The 15352-nt window shown below is 60.6% G+C and carries 14 protein-coding genes and 1 pseudogene; 6 read left to right on the top strand and 9 right to left on the bottom strand.

The window, feature by feature from the left end; all coding sequences use genetic code 11:
* Positions 1–116: 116 nt before the first annotated feature.
* The 5 genes from O8W32_00330 to O8W32_00350 all read right to left on the bottom strand — a co-directional run bounded on the left by O8W32_00330 (position 117) and on the right by O8W32_00350 (position 3686).
* Complete coding sequence (locus tag O8W32_00330) at positions 117–1106, bottom strand: hypothetical protein (GenBank protein WII09295.1); 990 nt, start codon at positions 1104–1106, stop codon at positions 117–119.
* A 2-nt stretch (positions 1107–1108) separates the two neighbouring features.
* Positions 1109–1525 carry a hypothetical protein gene (locus tag O8W32_00335; GenBank protein ID WII09296.1) on the bottom strand — a complete coding sequence of 139 codons (417 nt, stop codon included), beginning with the start codon at positions 1523–1525 and terminating at the stop codon, positions 1109–1111.
* 99 nt (positions 1526–1624) lie between these two features.
* A complete protein-coding gene (locus O8W32_00340; protein ID WII09297.1) occupies positions 1625–1897 on the bottom strand; it encodes a hypothetical protein in 273 nt (90 codons plus the stop codon).
* A gap of 4 nt (positions 1898–1901) precedes the next feature.
* Positions 1902–2228 carry a hypothetical protein gene (locus O8W32_00345; protein ID WII09298.1) on the bottom strand — a complete coding sequence of 109 codons (327 nt, stop codon included), beginning with the start codon at positions 2226–2228 and terminating at the stop codon, positions 1902–1904.
* A 243-nt stretch (positions 2229–2471) separates the two neighbouring features.
* Positions 2472–3686 carry an aminotransferase class I/II-fold pyridoxal phosphate-dependent enzyme gene (locus tag O8W32_00350; GenBank protein WII09299.1) on the bottom strand — a complete coding sequence of 405 codons (1215 nt, stop codon included), beginning with the start codon at positions 3684–3686 and terminating at the stop codon, positions 2472–2474.
* Between the two features lie 172 nt (positions 3687–3858).
* On the opposite strand from O8W32_00350, the gene O8W32_00355 reads away from it, so the two are divergent.
* The 5 genes and pseudogenes from O8W32_00355 (at position 3859) to O8W32_00375 (ending at position 9733) form a co-directional block, all read left to right on the top strand.
* Positions 3859–5808, top strand: coding sequence for a phosphoadenosine phosphosulfate reductase family protein (locus O8W32_00355; protein ID WII09300.1), 1950 nt, complete (start codon positions 3859–3861; stop codon positions 5806–5808).
* Between the two features lie 108 nt (positions 5809–5916).
* Positions 5917–6567 carry a serine O-acetyltransferase gene (gene cysE, locus O8W32_00360; GenBank protein WII09301.1) on the top strand — a complete coding sequence of 217 codons (651 nt, stop codon included), beginning with the start codon at positions 5917–5919 and terminating at the stop codon, positions 6565–6567.
* On the top strand, positions 6564–7985 hold the full coding sequence (cysS, locus tag O8W32_00365) for a cysteine--tRNA ligase (GenBank protein WII09302.1): 1422 nt from the start codon (positions 6564–6566) through the stop codon (positions 7983–7985). The genes cysE and cysS overlap by 4 nt, the downstream gene beginning before the upstream one ends.
* The gene (locus tag O8W32_00370; GenBank protein ID WII09303.1) at positions 7970–9004 is read left to right on the top strand and encodes a radical SAM protein; all 1035 of its coding nucleotides are present in this window, start codon (positions 7970–7972) and stop codon (positions 9002–9004) included. The genes cysS and O8W32_00370 overlap by 16 nt, the downstream gene beginning before the upstream one ends.
* A 447-nt stretch (positions 9005–9451) precedes the next feature.
* Positions 9452–9733: pseudogene (locus O8W32_00375) on the top strand (AAA family ATPase).
* A 678-nt stretch (positions 9734–10411) separates the two neighbouring features.
* Here O8W32_00375 and O8W32_00380 read toward each other — a convergent pair.
* The 4 genes from O8W32_00380 to O8W32_00395 are packed head-to-tail and all read right to left on the bottom strand — an operon-like array spanning position 10412 to position 14266.
* The gene (locus tag O8W32_00380) at positions 10412–11470 is read right to left on the bottom strand and encodes a TIGR00269 family protein (GenBank protein ID WII09304.1); all 1059 of its coding nucleotides are present in this window, start codon (positions 11468–11470) and stop codon (positions 10412–10414) included.
* A complete protein-coding gene (locus O8W32_00385; GenBank protein WII09305.1) occupies positions 11467–12657 on the bottom strand; it encodes an AAA family ATPase in 1191 nt (396 codons plus the stop codon). The genes O8W32_00380 and O8W32_00385 overlap by 4 nt, the downstream gene beginning before the upstream one ends.
* 1 nt (position 12658) lies before the next feature.
* Positions 12659–13621, bottom strand: a complete 963-nt coding sequence (locus tag O8W32_00390) for a hypothetical protein (GenBank protein WII09306.1) — start codon at positions 13619–13621, stop codon at positions 12659–12661.
* Positions 13622–13669: 48 nt separating this feature from the next.
* Complete coding sequence (locus O8W32_00395) at positions 13670–14266, bottom strand: cysteine hydrolase (GenBank protein WII09307.1); 597 nt, start codon at positions 14264–14266, stop codon at positions 13670–13672.
* A gap of 120 nt (positions 14267–14386) precedes the next feature.
* On the opposite strand from O8W32_00395, the gene O8W32_00400 reads away from it, so the two are divergent.
* The gene (locus tag O8W32_00400) at positions 14387–15343 is read left to right on the top strand and encodes a replication factor C small subunit (GenBank protein WII09308.1); all 957 of its coding nucleotides are present in this window, start codon (positions 14387–14389) and stop codon (positions 15341–15343) included.
* The last annotated feature ends 9 nt before the right edge of the window (positions 15344–15352 follow it).

The following is a 15352-nucleotide window of genomic DNA, read 5'->3' on the forward strand; positions in this document are numbered from 1 at the left end:
GGATTCGCTTTCGGTAGGGTTGTCATGGTAGTCAAGTCTTGCCGAAAGCAACTTCCGTTATTCCCGGGCCCCGCCGATCCGCTCAGACGGGGCCCGGTTTCATGTTTGCTTCGGTCTCAGGCGTTCTTCACGAATCCTGCGATCGATGAGCCGTCCGAGAACGTGACCGTCATGTACGTGTACGTTCCGGCGCTCACGGTCTTGTCAGGCTTGGCGCTCGAAGATGCCGGCATCTCCGAGTAGAATCCCGGGCTGCGGACTTTCACCGAGAACCCTTCGCCGATAACCGCGACGTTCCCGTCGCTGAATGAGGCGGTGCCGAACGAGGTTATCGATGAGACGGTGAACGTGTACTCAGTACCGTTCACTGTGAGCACCACATCGGACACGGAGAGGCTGATGCTGCCGGAGTTGGTTATCCCGCTCAGGACGGCCGTGTACTCGCTCGCCGAGTGGCCCTCCGCAGGGGATATGTCGGTCCCCGCCGCGAACGCCTTGGGGTCGCTGACGATGTTCTCCGGTGCGGAAACGGTGTAGACGGCGTTCCCGCTCGCGATTGATGCGTTCAGTGTGTTCCATTGGGCGACGTAGTAGCCTGAGGTCTCGTCATAGTCGAAGGTCGTCCCGACGAAGTTCTTCACGGACACCTTGATCTCCTCGTCGGAGGTCACCGTACCGTCGTCGAGGGCCCCTTTGGCCGCGAACTTCGCATCTCCGAACGCACCGGAGGATATCGACGTCACCGATGCCTTCACCGAGAGCGTGTTGATGCTGTACGAATCGGTCCTCAGTTCCAGGGACCGTATCGCCGTGGGTACAGTGGACGACCCTCTGCCCCTGGAGGCCGTGTCCTGGCCGATCGTGAGCGAGATGTCCGAGGCGTTCAGCTTGGGGTTGGAGGCCAGAGCGTTTTCCAGGTCGTACCCGGTCACTGTGACCGTGCGCCCTTCGATCTCCAGCTCCAATCCGTTGGAAACAGTATAGGTCTTCTCGACCGGGGTGTATTTCTCGTCGGCCGCGTATGCTATGCACGCGACGATCGCGACCGTGAACACGAGGCAGAGGACCAAGGTGGCCCTCTTGCCGGGCCTGAATTCGAAGCCCATGCTCAGGTCCCTCCTGCATCGCAGTATGCCGGACCCTTATCGGTGTCCTCATCCTCGATCATCATGTCGCGCTCGACCTTCTTCGCCGGATGCAGCCACTGGATCAGGTATTTCGCTATGCGGAACACGAAGTAGGAGACCCAGATCCACAGGTAGCACCTGAGGGCGTCGGCGTGCCTCCCGGTGAGGAAGTCCGAGATCCCTCCGTCGAAGTTGCCGTAGAGGCCGACGATGTGCAGCAGGAGCCCGAAGTAGAACAGGTAGGAGAAGTACTGCAGCCTCTGCCAGTTCTTCGGCTTCATGTGCCTCCTGACGAAGTACAGCGAGGTCAGCATCAGGGGGACCATCAGCACGAACAGGAGGATGGTCGCTATGGTGGCGATGTTCCTTCCGGTGGAGAGCTCCCCGTTGAAGAACATGATGAAGTAGTTGGCGTAGTAGAAGATCTCCCCGAAGGAGATTATGCATCCGAGGACCGAGAGCTCGGCCCTGACGGATTTCAGGCGCTTGGTGAGGTCCTATTTGGACGGCATGACGCCGACGTAGGCGACGACGGCGAAGAGGGCCTCCGCCATGATGCCCATGCAGAAGAAGGATCTCAGGGCATTGCGGCCTTCGCTCAGCCCGAAGGCGAGCGAATAATCGAAGTATGTGGGGCCTACGAAGTACGCCTCGACGATGATCATCGCCGAATAGAGGATGATGCGGTACTTCTTCACCGTGTTCGGGAAGGCGATCAGCACCATCGCGAAGAATATGGCGCATAAGAGCGCTAATTCGATCGTCTGCATGGTATCACGCCCTCACGCCGTGGAAATTCTTCGAGTCGCGCCGGCCGATAAGGTAGATGGCGGCGGACGCCAGGAGAATCTCGAGGATCAGTTCGTTGTCGATGCCTGTGCTGAGCACCCAGGCACGGACGATGTAGAGGACGGCGAAGACCAGCACGAGCATGGAACCGTACCAGTTCCATGCGCCGCTGAACTGCAGCGCGTATCCTGCGGCCATGACGAGGATCCCCACCGGTATCAGCCAGAGGTCCCCGTCCAGTATCAGAAACGCTCCCAGCAGGAGAGCCAAAGCTCCCGCTGTCCCGAGAGCATCGGGTTTTTGGGTTGTCATGGTAATGTGTGCAAATGTTTAGGCTTATTTAATCGTACTTGTAATAATTAGGATTAACTAAATAAGTACGGACAGGAACCCGACGCAAGCCAAATCGTGATGCTGGGATATGCCGTTCCGCCTTTACGGTGCGGAACCAAGGTGCAGAAACGTACCGCGTCCGAACTGCTGTCCGCCTGTCCGTGGCCTCCCGGATTTTTGATATCGGCAACCAGGAGGCCGTGATGAATTTAAGCGGCCGGCTCAGTCGATCTTCCCGGTCATGAACTTCTCGAGCAGGTCGTAGGCCTCCTCGAGCTTGTTCATAGGCGGGAGCAGGATGGACCTGAAATGGGATTGGCCGAACTCCTTGCAGAACCCGGACCCGTGGACCAGGACGACGCCGGTCTTGTCGATGAGGTCGTACACGAAGTCCCTGTCCGTCTTCCACCTGTCCCCGAGGTCCACGTGCGGGAAGATGTACAGCGCCCCGTGGGGCTTGTTGGTGGATATTCCGGGTATCTCGTTGAGGCGCTTGTAGCTGTACTCTGCCCTCTCCCTCAGCTTCCTGTTCATCTCGACGATGTAGTCCTGGGGCCCCTGCAGCGATGCCCTCGCCGCCTCCTGGCAGGGGACGTTGGCGCAAATCCTCGCGCGGAATTGCTTCATCATGCCCTCGCGGATCTCGTCCATTAGCCCGTTGCGGTCCATGAAGTAGCAGTACCCTTCCCTCCAGCCCGGCATGAGGTTGACCTTCGAGAAGCCGTTCAGGATGACCCTGGGTATGTCGTCAGGCAGGCGGGACATGGAGAAGAACGGGACGCTCTCGTCGAAGACGATCTTGTCGTAGATCTCATCGGAGATGACCGGGATATCGTATTCCGCGGCGATGTCGCCGATCTCCCTCAGGTCCTTCTCCGAGTACACAGCGCCGGTCGGGTTGTTGGGGTTGATGACCACTATGGCCTTGGTGCGGTTGGTGATCCTGTCGCGGAGCATGTCCACGTCAGGCCTCCAGTCCTCCGACTCGATCATCCTGTAGGGGACGGTCTTGCCCTCGTAGAAGTTGATGTACTGGTCGTAGTTGGGGTACCCCGGCCCCGGGACGAGGATCTCGTCCCCCGGCTCCACGAGCGCGCCGAACATGACGTTGATGCACTCGCTCACTCCTGCGGTGACATAGACGTCCTTCGCCTGGATGCGGATGCCGTTCTTTTGGTACTCCCTGTCGACGATGGCCTCCCTCAGGTCGAGGTTGCCCTGGGAATCCCCGTAGCCGTTGTCGGTGTTGTCCACCGCCTGCCTGAGGGTCTCCTTGAAGTACTCCGGGGTCTCGAAGTCCCACTTGTTGGGGTCGCCGATGTTGAAGTTGTACATCTTCATCCCGCGTGCGGCGGCAGCGGCGGCGGGAACGGTGATCTCTCTGATCGCATAGTTCATACCCATCGAGCGCCTGGATGCCTTGATCTTCTTCTGCACGGCGATACCTTCTTTGTTCCCGGCTATGCCGACCCATCTTTAATACATTTACACGTGCGCAGGGGCGGAGGCCAGGATGCGGGCCGCGGGCCCGTTCCGGGCGTTTTCCTCTACAGGGGTCCTCGGCCCTTCTCTCTTAATTTATTTATCATGCCCTGGCATAGCGTCAGGCATGGCCATGACTAAGCTCGGGAAGAACTGCCTCCGGTGGTGCCCCGCCTGCAATCTGCCGATCATGGATGTTAAGACCTGCCCCGTTTGCGGCGGAGCGACCCTCGAGACCGAGCTCACGCCCCCCGCCGACTCCCGGCCGGCCTTCGATTACGACATAGAGAAGACGCGCTCGATGTGCGATGCCTGCTTCGGAGAGGGCACCGGGAAACTGCTGCTCCCGGAAGGGCATCTGGCTATCATGAACAAGGCCCCGTCCATCGACAGGATGGAGGAGGTCTTCTCTGACGGGACCGTCGTCGCCACCCTCAGGTACGACCTCGGCCGGGGATGGAGGTTCATAGTCCGCATGCAGGGCGCCATGCGCATCGCGGCCGCCGCCACGAAAGGCTGGGTCATACTCAATCCGGACGCCGAGGAGTTCATCAGGCAGAACAGGAACCTGATGGTCCCCGGGGTGAAGGACGCCGATCAGGGCATAAAGGAGGACGACGAGGTCCTCATGCTGTCCGAGGACCGCACAGTGGTGGGCACCGGGGTCGCCAAGATGTCCGGAGCGGACATGAGGTCGCAGGACCATGGCATCGCCGTGAAGACGCGCTGGCACAAGGCGGAGGAGCTCATCTCGTCAGATAAAGCGCACACCTGGGACGATGCAGTGCAGGCGAACGCCGCTCCCATGGGGAAGCGCGTCGATGAGGCTGTCGCCTTCATAAAGAAGACCGTCTCCGAGCACCAGGACCTGCCGGCGGCGGTGTCGTTCTCCGGAGGCAAGGACTCCCTGGCCTGCATGCTCCTGACCATGGACGCCGGCATCGATGCCGTGCCCATGTTCGTCAACACCGGCCTCGAGCTCGATGAGACCGTGGACTACGTCCGCGATTTCGCCGCCAGGCATAAACTGAAGATCATAGAGCAGAACCCTCCCGAGAACGCTTTCTTCGGGAACCTGGTCTACTTCGGCCCGCCTGCCAAGGATTACCGCTGGTGCTGCAAGACCAACAAGCTCGGCCCCACCGTGGCCCTCATCTCCGAGCATTTCCCCAAAGGGGTGCTCTCGTTCATCGGCCAGCGCAGGTACGAGTCGGAGGCCAGGAACTCCAAGCCGAGGGTGTGGCAGAACCCCTGGACCCCCGGGCAGATCGGGGCCTCGCCCATCCAGAATTGGATGGCGATGCACGTCTGGCTCTATATCTTCTCGAAGAAGGAGCCATATAACTACTGGTACGCCCACGGGCTCGACCGCATCGGATGCTTCATGTGCCCCGCGTCGGACATGGCCGACCTGGACACCGTCTCCAAAGCGTCGAGGTACCCGCAGTGGAACGATTATCTCGAGAAGTACACCGCAGAGAACGGCCTCCCGAGGGAATACAAGGACTACGGCCTCTGGAGGTGGAAGTCAGTCCCCCAGTCGGTGAAGGACGAGATCAAGAGGCTTACCGGGAAGGACCTCCCGCCGATGGCGAAGGCCGCGAAGAAGGAAGGCGCCGCGGACGGGCCGGTGGCCGTCAGGGTGCAGGACGGCTTCTCTCCGTGCACCATGGGCTACAGCATCGAGGCGGCGCTCTCCCGCCCGATAGACCTGATGAAGCTCGAGCCCTTCACGCATTCGCTCGGCTGGGTCATCGAGGTGGACGAGGAGAACAACACCCTGCAGGCCAATTACGTCACCTTCTACGGCGATGGGTCGATCGTCAGCAAGGCGTTCGTCAAGAACGATGCCCAGACCAACATGGACCGTGCCATCCAGCTGATCGCCCGCGCTTTCAACTGCGTCGGCTGCGGGCTGTGCGCGGCGAGGTGCGAGTCCAAGGCCCTGTACATGGAGAACGGAAAGGTCCGCATCCACGAGGACGACTGCATCTTCTGCTGCAAGTGCTACGGGCCCTGCCCCGCGGTCAACTTCGCCCCCGAGGGCGAGAAAGGGGACAAGGGGTTCGAGGACTGATCAGCCCAGGAATATCTGGGACGGCGCCGGCAGGCCTGTCCCGCCGTCGCCGGGCGGCCCTCTATAGAAACAATAAATTAGCGCGCGCGGATTGGGTACCTGATTCAGATGGACTACTATCCGGGAGACCTCAAGGCGGTCATGGACCGCGACCCCGCCATCGTCGACGAGAACGATGCCAAGAAGTACCACACCGGCTTCCGCGCGGTCTGCATGTACCGCGAGAGCCACAAGCTCTGGCTCGAGGGAAAGAAAGAGGAAGCGAGGGCCATAAACTTCAGGGCCCACCAGGAGACCGGCTGTGACATCCATCCCGGTGCTACCATCGGGCAGAGGTTCTTCATCGACCATGCCACCGGCGTCGTCATCGGGGAGACCGCCGTCGTCGGGGACGACGTGTCCCTGTACCAGGGCGTCACCCTCGGCGGCGTCTCGTTCAAGAAGGGCAAGAGGCACCCTACCCTCGGCAGCAGGATAGTCGTCGGGGCAGGCGCCATCGTCCTGGGGAACATCACCATAGGGGACGACGTCCGCATCGGCGCCGGTTCGGTGGTCGTCAAGGACGTCCCCCCGAACAGCACCGTCGTGGGGGTTCCGGGGCACGTCGTCAGGCACGACGGGGTCCGCGTCGACCTCGCTGACGCCCTCGACCACAACAAGATCCCCGATGTTATGGAGGACAGGATGGACCGCATGGAGGTCGAGATGGAGCAGCTGCGCTGCGAGCTCGAGGCATGCAGGAAGGAGGCATCGCAATGACGCTAAGGATAATGAACACCCTGACCAACAGGAAGGAGGAGTTCGTCCCTCTGGAGCCCGGCAAAGTGAAGATGTACGTCTGCGGGGTCACCGTGTACGACGATATCCACATGGGCCATGCCCGCAGCATCATCGTGTTCGACACGGTGAACAGGTACCTGAGGTACCTGGGCTACGACGTCACCTACGTCACCAACTTCACCGATGTCGATGACAAGATCATCAACCGCGCCGCCGAGAGGGGCGTGAAGGCGCTGGACCTCAGCGCCGAGTACATCGCGAAGTATTTCCGCGACATCGCCTCGCTCGGGGTCAGGAAGGCGGACATCTACCCGAAGGCCTCCGAGTCCATGCCGTACATAATCGAGATGGTGAAGGACATCGTCGATAAAGGCTACGGGTACCCGACCAAGGACGGCAGCGTCTACTTCAGGGTGAGGAAGGTCCCCGATTACGGGCTGCTGTCCAACCGCACCATCGAGGAGATGCGCTCGTCCGGCAGGATCGACCCCAACGCGGACAAGGAGGACCCCCTTGATTTCGCAGTATGGAAAGGGGCCAAGCCCGGGGAGGTCTCCTGGGACTCCCCCTGGGGCAAGGGAAGGCCCGGCTGGCACATCGAGTGCTCGGCCATGATCCGCCACTATCTCGGCGACGAGATCGACATCCACGGCGGAGGCAACGACCTCGTGTTCCCTCACCACGAGAACGAGATCCTGCAGACCGAGGCCTGCACCGGGACCCATCTCGCTCGCTATTGGATGCACAACGGCATGCTGGAGACCAAAGGCGCCGACGGCCAGACGGTCAAGATGTCCAAGTCCCTGAAGAACTTCTTCAAGGTCGAGGACGTCGCCAAGAAGTTCGATCCCCAGACCATCCGCTTCTACTATCTGAGCACGCATTACCGCAGCCCCCTCACCTACGGGGAGGAGAACATGGCCGAGGCCAAGGCCGCCCTGGGGAGGCTGTGGAACAACTACCGCGCCCTGCAGTCGGTATCGAAGGAAGGGCCCTCCGGGGACCTGGGAAGCGCCGGCAAGCTGGTCTCGGACGCCCGCGAGGCGTTCACCGCCGCCATGGACGACGATTTCAACACCCGCGCGGCCATCGAGGGGCTGTTCGACCTCGCCAAGAGCACCAACAGGATGATCGCCGACCGCACCCTCACCAAAGAGGGAGCGGACCTCGTCCTCGGGCTGCTGTCGGAGATCGACGGCGTCCTGGGCATCTTCCCGTCCGCCGAGGCGTCGGCGGGAGGGGACTTCGATGCCGTGATGCGCATCCTGGTCGACCTCAGGAAGGAGCTCAGGGCGAAGAAGCAGTACGACCTCGCCGACATGATCCGCGACCGCCTGAAGGATGCCGGGTACTCTCTCGAAGACTCTGCCGAAGGTGCGGTATGGAAGAAGATCTGATCTTCAGGAAAGCGACGCTGGCACTCGGCGGGAAGGTCAGGCTCCCCGAGGGGTTCGAGGTCCCGGTCAGGGTGTCGCATTCCACTTCCGGCCCCGGCGCCGGCTCCGATTCGGTGGCGTTCCGCTTCGGGAACATGAGGGTGAAGAAGGCGATCTCCTACACCGAAGGGGAGTTTGAGCTCCATGCCCGGGAGGACGGGTCGCTTTACCTCACGCACCGCGGCGAGCCGTTCATAGATAATATCGAGTTCGACCCGGTGGCCTTCCATTGCCCAGGGCAGGCGTTCTTCACCCTGGACCCCAGGTGCTCGTACCGCTGCGCCTTCTGCGCCTCGCCCAGGCTGCCGGCCTCCGATAACAAGGGCCTCACCGATGAGGAGATCGCGGAGAAGGCCCTCGAAGCATACCGCGAGGGGCGCATCACCGCAGTCTCTCTCACAAGCGGCGTCATCGGCGGGGATGTCGGCCTCACGGCAGACAGGTTCATCTCCTGCATCAGGGCCGTCAGGAAAGTGCTGCCGGACATGCCGATTGGCATCGAGCCCTACGCCGATTCCCAGGAGCAGGTCCGTGCCTTCAGGGAGGCAGGCGCCGACGAGATCAAGCTCAACATCCAGGCGGCCACGCCGGAGATCTTCGCCAGGGTCTGCCCGGACCTGGACCGCGAGACCATACTCAGATGCCTGAAGGAGGCGGCAGGGGTCTTCGGGAAGGGGAAGGTCTCGTCGAACATCATCATCGGCCTCGGGGAGACTCGGGAGGAGCTCGAGGAATGCATGTGCCAGCTGTGCGGAATGGGTGTCGTCCCCACGGTGCGCCCTCTTCTCAGGAACGCTTTCAATGCAGAATCGCTGAAAGCGGCCGGAGTCACCCAGCCGCTTCTTTCCCCTGAAGAGATGGTGTCCGCCGCGGAACTGCATAAGGATGTACTCCGGCGCTACGGGATGGATACCCGCACCTTCAGGACCATGTGCCTCGAATGCACCTGCTGCGACCTGGTGCCTTTCAGGGACTTCTGAGGACGGCTCAGGATAATAAGGCCGAGTCGTGGAGGGATCCCGATCGAGGGTGTTGCCTGCCGCCTCGGCCTTTCTTTTACCTTATCGTACGCCGACCTTCGATCGTTGCAGACTTATTGCTTTCATCTATGCAGCGAAATACGACAGGAATACGGCATAATGCGCTGGAAATAAATTGCTGAGGTTCCGTCCCGTCCGGTGCTCTCTGATTTTCCTGCTGGGCCATCATTATTTTCGGTTTATGTAAAAAAATATGTTGCAACAAATATTTTTATAAATTTATAAAAAAAATCTGTCGCAGTAGATTTATAATCAAAATCTATCTGCATTTTCATGGAAAAAACAGTGAGAAGAGCAGGCTATCTGGAAAGGCTGCATGAATCCCAAGGGGCCACAGGGGTGGTTAAAGTCATCACAGGGATGCGCAGGTGCGGGAAATCTACCCTTATGGAGCAGTTCATCGAGGACCTGAGATCGGAAGGGGTGGATGACAGCCACATATTCCATGTGAACTTCGAGACGTTTGAAGGTTATGACCTCATATCATCCGATGTATTGCGCAGAAAACTGAGGGAACTGCCTAAGGACGGCATCGTCTACATCTTATTGGATGAGATTCAGGATGTGAAAGGCTGGGAGCTGATAGTATCATCGCTGGAAGAAGTGAAGAACTACGACGTGTACATAACCGGCTCGAATTCCGATATGCTTTCGACCGATCTCTCCACGCACCTGTCGGGGAGGTACCTGGAGATCGGGATGCTGCCCCTTTCCTTCAAAGAGTATCTGGAACTTCATCCCGGGAACATCGAGGAGAGATTCGGCCAGTACCTCAGATACGGCGGTCTTCCCGATGCCGATCCGGATAGGGGCGAGAGGCATTGCATGGGGTACCTGGAAGGCGTGTTCAGCACCGTTCTGATCAAGGATGTTCTTTCCAGGCTCAAAACCGATGATGTGAACAAGATAAGGTCGATAGCGAGATTCCTGTACTCCAACATCGGGAACATCACTAATATCGCCGGCATAGCCAAGGGAACGGGGCTGAACGCCGCGACAGTGAGCAGATACATTGCCGGAATGGAATCCGCAATGCTGTTCTATCACGCGGAGAAGTACGACATCGCCGGGAAGAAACTGCTGTCGACCAACGGCAAGTTCTACGCTTCAGACCTAGGCATGAGATACATGGCCCTGAAAGGTTCCGGTACCGATGATATGAGCAGAGCGCTGGAGAATGCCGTGTTTCTGGAACTGTTACGCAGAGACTATACTGTCAGGGTCGGTTCTTATCGCGACAGGGAGATAGATTTCACTGCGATCAAAGGCAGCGAGGTGGAATATTATCAGGTGGCATTGACTATGCTGTCCGACGGTACAAGGGAAAGGGAGTTCCGTTCGCTGGAATCAGTAAGGGACAACTTCCCCAAGACGGTCCTGACAGCGGATAGATTCAACCTCGGAACATACAACGGGATAAAGGTCGTGAACGTCACAGACTGGATGCTGGAAGAGTCCAAGCGAAGGAGTCGGAGCAGAGGACCGTCGGTTCTTCCCGAGCCTTTTCCTCAGCAGCTCCTCGAACTCGCATGCTTTGCAGCGGGATCCGTTGCAGGGTTCCCCGCAGGCGCAGGTCCCCATCCCGGAACGGGGGTACTTCTCCGTGAGCATCGGGCGCAGCTTGTCATATGACGAGAGGATGCTGAACTTCGCCCCCGGAGTGCGGTCTTCGAGGCCGTCGACGATGTCCCGGTACTCGTTCCGGAGCGCCGCCTGCCAATAGGGGCATTCGCCGTCCCAGTGCGGGACCCCCTTCACTACCGAGTATAGCAATGATTCTTTCTCGGTGACCATCCTGAGAGGATATATGCGCGGGACCATGCCCTCCGGCGGGTCCTTATGCGGCCCCAGGCGCGCCAGGCGTTCGATGTCCCCGCGGGCGAAGTTCATCATGATCGACTGCGCCATGTCATCTAGGTTGTGGCCGGTGGCCAGGCAGGTGCATCCGCATTTCCGCGCCTCGTCGTTCATGAGCTTCCTCCTGAACACCCCGCAGTAGGTGCAGGGGCTGGCGTTCTCCGAGATCGGGGCCACCTCGTCCATGCTCAGGCCCATCTCGGAGAAGGACCTCTGACGGTATTCTATGCCTTTCTGCGCGCAGAAGTCCTTCACGATCCCCAGGCTGGGCGGGCGGTATCCCTCGATGCCCTCGTCCAGGGAGATGCACACGAGGCGGATCCCGTTCCTCTCTCCGAACAGCTCCGAGAGGATGCTGAGCGTGACCATGCTGTCCTTCCCGCCGGACACGGCGACGCCCACGGTGTCCCCGCGCTCCAGCGAGGCCTCCCGGCGCACTTCCCGCCGGACCCTCCGCTCCACGTACGTGCAGAAATGCTCGGCGCACAGATGGGCGCCGTTGTAGCGCACGAACGTGACCGCCGGCTTCCCGCAGAGGTCGCATCTCATTCGGAGCGGCCCCTCTCATCGTTCAGCTGGTCGGTCTCGATGAGGTACTCTATCTTCTTGGCGAGCTCCTTCGGGGGGATGCTGTCGATCGAGATGTACATCGCGCGGCCTCCCTCCTCCTCGCGCCTGATCTCGGTGCGGACGAGCCCTTCCTTGGCCAGGTCGGAGATGTAGGATGCGAACTGGGTATGTTTGCGGGCCGGCACCTCGTACTCCTCGCAGACGATTTTGTATGTCTTCTCGGCGGCCGTGGCGCTGACGCTCGGCAGGCCCTTCATGCACCGCGATATGGCCAGCAGGGTGATCTTATGATTCATGTCGAGGGTCTCGAGCTTGTTCTCGGAGACCTCGCTGTGCACGCCCGCTCCCGCCGTCCTCACGCAGTCCGGGGTGACCGTGCCCTCCCCTTCCTCCTCGGCGATCACCGAGGACCTCTCGAGCAGCTCTATCGCGAACCTGGCATCCCCATACTCGGACGCCAGCGAGGCTATCATCGCGGCGCACTCGTCCGGCAGCGCCCCCGGCACGAGGGCCTCCTCCGCCCTCGCGCGGACGATCTCCAGCAGCTCGTCCTCCGAGTAGCGGTTGAAGGAGATCACGTTGGCCCTGCCGAACGCGGACATGGTGGCCCTGTCCAGGCTCTCGGAAATCGACGACTGGGATATCAGCATGAGAGAGATCGGGACGCGCCCGCGCATCTCCTCGGAGTACCGGGAGAGCTGGTAGATCAGGTTCGACCCGCCGTTCTTCAGCAGGACGTCCGCCTCGTCCAGGACGAAGAGGGTGGGGCAGCCGTCCTTCTCGATGTGCTTCCTCACCGAGGTGAGCATCTGGTCGACCGAGAACCCCCTGTCCGGGAAGTTGCGGTCGTATGATTTCACGATCTCCAGCACCGCCGAGTACTCGCTGTTCCTGATCCGGCAGTTCACATAGACCCAGTTCAGCCTGCCGCCCTTGGACGCCATGTAGGCGGCCGTGTCCATGCAGAACCTCTTCGCGGTCGCCGTCTTGCCGGCGCCGACCGCCCCGTGCAGGAAGGCCGTCGCCGGGATGCGGCTGTTGACCATCTTGGCGAAGCAGGTTTCGAGGCCCTTCATCTGGGCCTCCCTGCGGACCAATGCCCCGGGGACGTAGTCGAAAGCGAGTTTCGACCCGTCCTTTATGACGGACGAGCGGCGCTCGAACATCTCACAGCCTGCTGGTGCGGAAGAACCCGGAGATCCCCTGCACCTCGATGCCGTGCTTCTGCCACACGTCGCAGATCAGGTTGATCCCCAGGGAATCCGAGGCCATGTGCCCTGATATGATCATGTTCATGTGGCACTTCCTGCATGCCTCGACGGCCGCCGTCGGGAAGTGCATCCCCACGATGGTGCCGACGCCTGCCTTGGCCAGTTCCTCGTAGATGCCGTTGGGCCCGGAGGTGCCGCCGGTCATCTTCGCGATTATGCCGCCGCAGCGGGAGTTCCTGTCGCCTAGGACGATCTTCGGCGGGTCGTTGAGCTTGGCGAAATGCCTGAACTCCGGCTCGGTCAGCAGGAGGTCGATGATGTCGCCCAGCCTCTCGGGGCCGGCGTCATGGATCTTCTTCTCCAGGTACTCCTGCACCATGTTGTCCGCCGCCGAATGGACGTTGAACAGCGGGAAGTCCAGAAGTTCCGCCGTGTCGGCGGAGCGGTTGAAGTTGTCCCCTCCGACGTTGTAGAGGACCTCGTCCATGCGGGGCTTCATCAGGCCCTCGGCGACGTTGATGGGGACGCCGCAGTCGTGGTAGATGTCGGTCTGCATCCACATGACCTTCGGGAAGGGGTTCCTGGACCTGCCCAGGGGGTGGTGGGCGACGACGGCGTCGATCCTCTGCCCCTTCTCCCTAAGCCTGTCAGCCAGGAGGATCTCCGAGGGCGTGATGTCGATCCCCCAGAGGAAGCGCTCGGCGTCCTTCTCCTTGGCCTCGTCCTCCAGGCAGCCGAAGCGGCAGTCGTAGTAGGGGTTCCAGAGGCTCTCGGTGTCGAAGAGCTCCTTCTTATCGCCTTCGAGGGAGTCGAACTCCTTCTTCGCATCAGACAGGACCCTGTCCACCTCCGATCTGGGGCGGGGGTCGTGCTGCATGCCGGTCTCGATGGCAAGGCGGTATGCGTCGTAGATCTTCATATGAAGGGGGCGAGAGCGGGCGCGCTTATAACTGATTCGAACGCACGTTCAGTGCGTCCCGTTCGCAGGGTACTTCTTCCGGATGTAGTCGGCGAGGGGGTCCTTGGGCTTCTCGGGATGCGTCTTGGAGAGGTTCAGCTCCAGCTCCCCGAAGTCGTAGTTCCGGCAGAGCTCCATGAACATCGGCGTGTGCTTCGGGTCCGATGATATCAGGGCATCCTTCATCAGGAAGGCCGAGAGGCGGTGATCGGAGGCCCCCCAGTAGGTGGCCATGACGCAGAACTCGGTGATCATCCCGCACAGGAGGACGGTATCGCAGCCCATCGAACGGACGGCGTCCTCCAGGCAGGTGTTGAGGAAGGAGTTCATGTGGTATTTGTGGACGTATACGTCGTCCGGGCGGGCATCGATGCCGCTGACTATCGCATCGCCCTCGGCGGTGTTTCCGTCCATGTAGTGGGTGACCCCGTCGTAGAGGACGAAGATGACCTGCCTGCCGGCGGCATGGAACATATCGACCGCCTTCGCGATGCCCTGAAGGTGCCTTCTACGTTCCTCCGTGAGGGCGGCGTCCGCTCCGGCGAAGAATTTGTTCTGCATGTCAACGACCACCAGGGCGAGGTCCCGCTCATCTTTCTCTGGCACAGCCCAATCAGACATGCGGATGGATGTTTCTGCCAATTGATAAGGATTGATGCGCACAACGCCGCATCAACGCATCGCAATCGGGTCATCCTTTAATCTGAGAATCCCATAGGCCCCGGCATGAACGAGATGTGGACAGAGAAGTACCGTCCGAAGACCCTGGACGAGGTCGTCGGCCAGAAGGACGTCACGACCAGGCTGAAAGGGTACGTGCAGTCGGGGAACATGTCGCATCTCATGTTCGCGGGCACTCCGGGCACCGGGAAGACCACCTGCGCCCTGGCCCTCGCCAGGGAGCTCTTCGGCGACAACTGGAAAGGCAACTTCCTCGAGCTGAACGCCTCCGACGACCGCGGCATCGAGGTCGTCCGCGGCAAGATAAAGGATTTCGCGAGGGTGGCCCCCCTCGAGGGCGCCTCGTTCAAGATCATCTTCCTCGACGAATCCGATTCTCTCACCACCGATGCCCAGGGGGCCCTCAGGCGCACCATGGAGAAGTACTCCCGCACCTGCCGCTTCATCCTCTCCTGCAACTACGCTTCCAAGATCATCGCCCCCATACAGTCGAGGTGCGCGCTCTTCGTGTTCCGCCCCCTGCAGGACGCCGACGTCAGGGAGTTCCTGGAGAAGATCGTGAAGGAGGAGGGGCTGGAGGTCGACAGCGACGCCATGGACACCCTCGTCTACATCTCGCGCGGCGATATGCGCCGGGCGGTCAACACCCTGCAGACCGCCGCCTCCATGGGTAGCAGGATCGATGCCGAGATCATCTCGAAGGTGTCCGGCTCCGCTAATGAGGCCGATATCACCGAGATCGTCACCTCCGCGCTCGACGGGAAGTTCGTCGATGCGAGGAACAAGATGGACACGGTGATGATCGAGTACGGCCTCTCCGGGCAGGAGATCATCAAGCAGATCCACGGCTCCGTCCTCAAGCTGCCGCTCGAGATGAGGGACAAGGTCCGCTTGATCGACAGGATCGGGGAGATAGAGTTCAGGCTCATCGAGGGGTCCAACGAGCGCATACAGCTCGAGGCCCTCCTGGCCTACCTAGTCATGGCCGGCGGGAAGGCATGAGGCGTCCCT

The organism is Methanomassiliicoccales archaeon LGM-DZ1 (assembly GCA_030168595.1).
Lineage (GTDB): Archaea > Thermoplasmatota > Thermoplasmata > Methanomassiliicoccales > Methanomethylophilaceae > Methanomethylophilus.

Excerpts from the sequence above, each read along its gene's own strand:
- O8W32_00330 (WII09295.1), bottom strand. The coding sequence starts at position 1,106 with ATGGGCTTCGAATTCAGGCCCGGCAAGAGGGCCACCTTGGTCCTCTGC.
- O8W32_00335 (WII09296.1), bottom strand. The coding sequence starts at position 1,525 with ATGTTCTTCAACGGGGAGCTCTCCACCGGAAGGAACATCGCCACCATA.
- O8W32_00340 (WII09297.1), bottom strand. The coding sequence starts at position 1,897 with ATGCAGACGATCGAATTAGCGCTCTTATGCGCCATATTCTTCGCGATG.
- O8W32_00345 (WII09298.1), bottom strand. The coding sequence starts at position 2,228 with ATGACAACCCAAAAACCCGATGCTCTCGGGACAGCGGGAGCTTTGGCT.
- O8W32_00355 (WII09300.1), top strand. The coding sequence starts at position 3,859 with ATGGCCATGACTAAGCTCGGGAAGAACTGCCTCCGGTGGTGCCCCGCC.
- cysE (WII09301.1), top strand. The coding sequence starts at position 5,917 with ATGGACTACTATCCGGGAGACCTCAAGGCGGTCATGGACCGCGACCCC.
- cysS (WII09302.1), top strand. The coding sequence starts at position 6,564 with ATGACGCTAAGGATAATGAACACCCTGACCAACAGGAAGGAGGAGTTC.
- O8W32_00370 (WII09303.1), top strand. The coding sequence starts at position 7,970 with ATGGAAGAAGATCTGATCTTCAGGAAAGCGACGCTGGCACTCGGCGGG.
- O8W32_00380 (WII09304.1), bottom strand. The coding sequence starts at position 11,470 with ATGAGATGCGACCTCTGCGGGAAGCCGGCGGTCACGTTCGTGCGCTAC.
- O8W32_00385 (WII09305.1), bottom strand. The coding sequence starts at position 12,657 with ATGTTCGAGCGCCGCTCGTCCGTCATAAAGGACGGGTCGAAACTCGCT.
- O8W32_00390 (WII09306.1), bottom strand. The coding sequence starts at position 13,621 with ATGAAGATCTACGACGCATACCGCCTTGCCATCGAGACCGGCATGCAG.
- O8W32_00400 (WII09308.1), top strand. The coding sequence starts at position 14,387 with ATGAACGAGATGTGGACAGAGAAGTACCGTCCGAAGACCCTGGACGAG.